General features: G+C 71.4%; 3 protein-coding genes and 1 pseudogene. 2 read left to right on the forward strand and 2 right to left on the reverse strand.

The features are described from left to right. A pseudogene (locus RWM17_RS12045) lies at positions 1-214 on the reverse strand (nucleotide exchange factor GrpE); the annotation flags it as partial. A gap of 12 nt (positions 215-226) precedes the next feature. After that, a complete protein-coding gene (gene dnaK / locus RWM17_RS12050; RefSeq protein ID WP_314104004.1) occupies positions 227-2,107 on the reverse strand; it encodes a molecular chaperone DnaK in 1,881 nt (626 codons plus the stop codon). Between the two features lie 279 nt (positions 2,108-2,386). Between dnaK and RWM17_RS12055 the strand changes: the two genes are divergently transcribed. Together RWM17_RS12055 and RWM17_RS12060 are read left to right on the forward strand one after the other, a co-directional pair. After that, a complete protein-coding gene (locus RWM17_RS12055; protein WP_314104005.1) occupies positions 2,387-3,769 on the forward strand; it encodes an MFS transporter in 1,383 nt (460 codons plus the stop codon). Positions 3,770-3,812: 43 nt separating this feature from the next. After that, on the forward strand, positions 3,813-5,096 hold the full coding sequence (locus tag RWM17_RS12060) for a GNAT family N-acetyltransferase (protein WP_314104007.1): 1,284 nt from the start codon (positions 3,813-3,815) through the stop codon (positions 5,094-5,096). Positions 5,097-5,166: the final 70 nt, after the last annotated feature.

Below are 5,166 nucleotides of genomic sequence, written 5' to 3' on the forward strand. Positions count from 1 at the left end.
CCTCGGCGGCGCCCGCCGGCGCCTCGGCGCCCGCGGGCACCTCGACGTCGGGGGCCTCGGCCTCGATCAGCTCGTCGGGGTCGGTGACCGCGGCGGTGCCGCCGTCCTCGGAGGGGGCGGCCGGCTCGGGACGCACCTCGCCCGTCTCGGGGTCGATGCGGCGCTTGTCGTTCACCACCGGCTCGTCAGGCGTGTTGCCGTTCTCGTCTGCCATGGGGAGACCGTCCTACTTCTTGTCGTTGTCGTCGTCGTCCACGACCTCGGCGTCGACGATGTCCTCGTCGTCGCCCTGGGCCTGGCCGTCGGCGGGGGCACCGTCGGCACCGGCCGCGCCCGCGGCGCCGGCCTGCTCGCCCTGGCTCTGCGCGTAGATCGCCTGGCCGAGCTTCGACTGGCTCTCGTTGAGCTTGTCGAAGGCGGGCTTGATCGCGGAGTCGTCGTCGCCGGCGAGCGCGGTCTTGAGGGCGTCGACGTCGGCCTGGACCTCGGACTTCACGTCGTCGGGCAGCTTGTCGTCGTTCTCCTTGATCAGCTTCTCGATCGAGTAGACGAGCTGCTCGGCGTTGTTGCGGGTCTCGTTGGCCTCGCGACGTGCCTTGTCCTCTGCAGCGTTCTCCTCCGCCTCGCGGACCATGCGCTCGATGTCGTCCTTCGAGAGCGACGAGCCGCCCGAGATGACCATCGACTGCTCCTTGCCGGTGCCCTTGTCCTTCGCGGACACGTGCACGATGCCGTTGGCGTCGATGTCGAAGGTGACCTCGACCTGCGGGACGCCGCGGGGGGCCGGCGCGATGCCGGTCAGCTCGAAGGTGCCGAGGTTCTTGTTGTCGCGGGTGAACTCGCGCTCGCCCTGGAAGACCTGGATGGCGACGGACGGCTGGTTGTCGTCGGCCGTCGTGAAGGTCTCGCTGCGCTTGGTCGGGATGGCCGTGTTGCGCTCGATGAGCTTGGTCATCGCGCCGCCCTTGGTCTCGATGCCGAGGCTCAGGGGGGTGACGTCGATCAGCAGGACGTCCTTGCGCTCGCCCTTCAGCACGCCGGCCTGCAGCGCGGCGCCGACGGCGACGACCTCGTCCGGGTTGACGCCCTTGTTGGGCTCCTGGCCGCCGGTCAGCGACTTGACGACCTCCGTCACGGCGGGCATGCGGGTCGAGCCGCCGACGAGCACGACGTGCGCGATGTCGGAGACCTTGACGCCCGCCTCCTTGATGACGTCGTTGAAGGGCTTCTTGGTGCGGTCGAGCAGGTCGCTCGTCCACTGCTCGAACTGCGAGCGCGAGATGGTCTCGTCGAGGTTGAGCGGGCCGTCGGCCGTCAGCGTCAGGTAGGGCAGCTGGATGGAGGTGGAGGTGCTCGACGAGAGCTCCTTCTTGGCCTGCTCGGCCGCCTCCTTCAGGCGCTGCTTCGCGATCTTGTCGGTCGACAGGTCGACGCCGTGGGCGTCCTTGAACTTCTTGATGAGGTGCTCGACGATGCGGTTGTCCCAGTCGTCGCCGCCGAGGCGGTTGTCGCCCGAGGTGCTGCGGACCTGGATCGTCGAGAAGTCGTCGTCCTTGCCCACCTCGAGGAGGGACACGTCGAACGTGCCGCCGCCGAGGTCGAAGACGAGGATGAGCTCGTCCTCCTTGCCCTTGTCGAGGCCGTAGGCGAGGGCGGCCGCGGTGGGCTCGTTGATGATGCGGAGCACGTTGAGGCCCGCGATCTCGCCGGCCTCCTTCGTGGCCTGGCGCTCGGAGTCGTTGAAGTACGCGGGCACGGTGACGACGGCGTCGGTCACGTCCTCGCCGAGGTACTGCTCGGCGTCGCGCTTCAGCTTGCCGAGGATGCGGGCGCTGATCTCTTGCGGGGTGTACTTCTTGTCGTCGATCTCGACCTTCCAGTCGGTGCCGACGTGGCGCTTGACGCTCGCGATGGTGCGGTCGACGTTGGTGACGGCCTGGCGCTTGGCGGTCTCGCCGACCAGCACCTCGCCGTCCTTCGTGAAGGCGACGACCGAGGGGGTCGTGCGGAGGCCCTCGGCGTTCGCGATGACGGTGGGCTCGCCGCCCTCGAGGACGCTGACGACCGAGTTGGTGGTTCCGAGGTCGATTCCTACTGCACGTGCCATGGGTGGCGCTCCTTCGTTCTGGTGCGGTGCTGTCTGGGGGTGCCCGGCTGGCCGGGCGAGCGTGCCCGGCGGACCGGGAAGACTGCCGCGGACCTTGAGTCCGCTGGCATCAACTTTACTCACGGTGTCGGCCGAGTCAAGCTGTGAACCTGAAAGTTGAGCCAGAACGACTCAAGGAGGCGCGGTGTGGGCCAGCGGGACCGGGCCGTGCCCGCGAGCGTGCCCCCAGAGGGAGGCAGCGCCTCCTCCGCGACACCGGCGCCGACTAGGTTGACCCCCATGACCGCAGCGCAGACGCTCGCCGACGCCACCCCGATCCCCCGCCGCCGGGTCGTCTCGTGGGCGCTGTGGGACTGGGGCTCGGCCGCGTTCAACGCCGTCGTCACCTCGTTCGTGTTCAGCACCTACCTCGCGAGCGGCGCCTTCGTCGACCCGGCGATCGTCGCGGCGGCGGGCGACGACACCCGCAACCCCGCTCTCGTGCTCGCCAAGGCCGAGAACGCGACCGTCATCTCGACGGCGCTGACGATCGCCGGCGTGCTGATCGCCCTGCTCGCGCCCGTGCTCGGCCAGCGCAGCGACGGCTCGGGGCGCCGCAAGCTCTGGCTCGCGATCAACACGGGCCTCGTCGTGCTGGCGATGCTCGCCATGGTGTTCGTGGCGCCCGCCCCCGGCTACCTCGTCTTCGGCGCCGCGCTGCTCGCCGTCGGCAACCTCTTCTTCGAGTTCGCGAGCGTCAGCTACAACGCGATGCTCGTGCAGGTCTCGACGCCGAAGACCATCGGCAAGGTGTCCGGCTTCGGCTGGGGGCTCGGCTACGTCGGCGGCATCGTGCTGCTCTTGCTGCTGCTCGTCGCTTTCTTGCAGAGCTTCGGCGAGGAGGGGAGGGGCGGCCTCTTCAGCGTCGCCACCGGCACCGAGGGCGGCGCGTGGGACGTCCGCCTGTCGATCGTCGTCGCGGCCGTGTGGTTCGCCGTCTTCGCGGTGCCGGTGCTGCTCAGCGTGCCCGAGCTGCCCGCCGCGGCGGGACGGCCTCGGGTCGGGATCGTGGGGTCGTACCGCCTCCTCGGCTCGACCATCGCGAAGCTCTGGCGCACCAACCGGCAGGTGCTGCTCTTCTTGCTGGCGAGCGCCGTGTTCCGCGACGGACTCGCGGCCGTCTTCACGTTCGGCGCGATCATCGCCGCCCAGGTGTTCGGCTTCACGCCGAGCATGGTCATCTACTTCGCGGTCGGTGCGAACCTCGTCGCCGGCATCGGCACCTTCGTCGGCGGCTGGCTCGACGACAAGGTCGGCGCGAAGACGATCATCGTCGGAGCCCTCGCCGGGCTCGTCGTCGCGGCCTTCGCGGTGCTCGCGATCGGCACGGCCACGAACCTGTTCTGGGTGTTCGGGCTCGCGCTCGCCCTCTTCGTCGGGCCGATCCAGTCGGCCAGCCGGTCGTTCCTGGCGCGGGTGACGCCTCCCGGACGCGAGGGCGAGATCTTCGGCCTCTACGCGACCACGGGGCGCGCGGTGAGCTTCCTGGCGCCGGGGCTCTTCACGCTGTTCGTCGGGCTGACGGGCGACACCCGGTTCGGGATCGTCGGCATCGCGCTGGTGCTGCTCGCCGGACTCGTGCTCATGCTGCCGGTCAAGACGGTGCAGCGCGCGATCGACTGACCCGGCACTGCACGGCGGGCGGCCAGGGCCCTAGCCTGGTCGGGTGACCTCCTTCGACGACGCCTACGAGCTCCGCACTTTCCCCGCCGCGATCGACGACGACGCGACCGCCGCCTGGTTCGCCGCGTGCCGTCTGGGGTTCCACGAGAGCATCGACACCCCGGAGGGCGTGGCCGGAGACGCCCGACGCACCGTCGCCGACGCCCGCGTGCTGACGGGCGCCTGGCCCCGCGAGCCGCGGCCCGGCACCCTCGACGACGAGCAGTGGCCCGTCGCGACCTTCGAGTCGTTCGAGCGCACGCTGCACGTCGGCGGCGGCACGCTGCTGCCCGCGCACCTCATCTCGGGAGTGACGGTGCAGCCCACCCACCGCCGCCGAGGCATCCTGCGCCGCATGATGACCGACGACCTCGCCCGCGCCGCCGAGGCGGGCCTCGCCGTCGCGGCGCTCACCGCCAGCGAGGCGAGCATCTACCGCCGGTTCGGCTTCGGCACGGCGACCCGCGAGCGCACCGTGACGATCGACCGACGTCGCCCCGTCCGGCTGCTCGGGCCGACCACGGGCACCGTCGAGCTCGTGCCGACCGCCCGCCTCGAGCCCGTCGCGCGCGAGGTGTTCGCGCGGTTCCACGCCCGCACGCCCGGCTCGATCGACCGGCCCGTCGGCAGCTGGGACCGGCGGCTCGGGCTCGCGACGGGGGAGGACCAGAAGCCCGACCGCAGCCTGCGGGGGGCCGTGCACCGCGCCTCCTCGGGTCGGGTCGACGGGTACGTCGTCTACCGCGTGACCGAGAAGCCGACCGAGACCGTGCTCGAGGTCACCGACCTCGTGACGGCGACCGACGAGGCGTACCTCGCGCTGTGGGAGCTGCTGCTCGCGATCGACCTCGTCACGTCGATCACGTGGGCGGCCGCACCGCTCGACGACCCCCTCGTCCACGCGCTGGAGGACGCGCGTGCCCTCAGCACGACGCACGAACAGGACCACGTCTGGCTGCGCCTGCTCGACGTGCCCGCCGCCTTCTCCGCACGGCCGTGGGCCGCCGACGGCGTCGTGACCGTCGCCGTCTCGGACGACCTCGGCCACGCCGCGGGCACCTGGCGGCTGACGAGCGCAGGAGGCGCGGGCACGGTCGAGCGCGCCGCCGTGCGTCGCGCGGACCTCGAGGTCGACGTCGCGACCCTCGGCAGCCTGTGGCTCGGCGGCGTCGACCCGGTGACGCTCGCGGCCGCGGGTCTCGTGCGGGAGCGCCGGGCCGGTGCCGTGCAGACGCTGCGCTCGATGCTCAGGCCCGAGCGGCCGCTGTACGGCGTCACGTCGTTCTGAGCTCCGCGGCCGGCTGACCGTCGCAGCGGTCCGACCGTCGCAGCGGCCCGACCGTCGCAGCGGCCCGACC

The sequence above is a fragment of the uncultured Frigoribacterium sp. genome (genome assembly GCF_963515265.1).
In the GTDB taxonomy this organism is placed as follows: Bacteria; Actinomycetota; Actinomycetes; order Actinomycetales; family Microbacteriaceae; genus Frigoribacterium.

Bases quoted from the DNA above. Each gene is read 5' to 3' on its own strand.
- dnaK (WP_314104004.1), bottom strand. From the start codon at position 2,107: ATGGCACGTGCAGTAGGAATCGACCTCGGAACCACCAACTCGGTCGTC.
- RWM17_RS12055 (WP_314104005.1), top strand. From the start codon at position 2,387: ATGACCGCAGCGCAGACGCTCGCCGACGCCACCCCGATCCCCCGCCGC.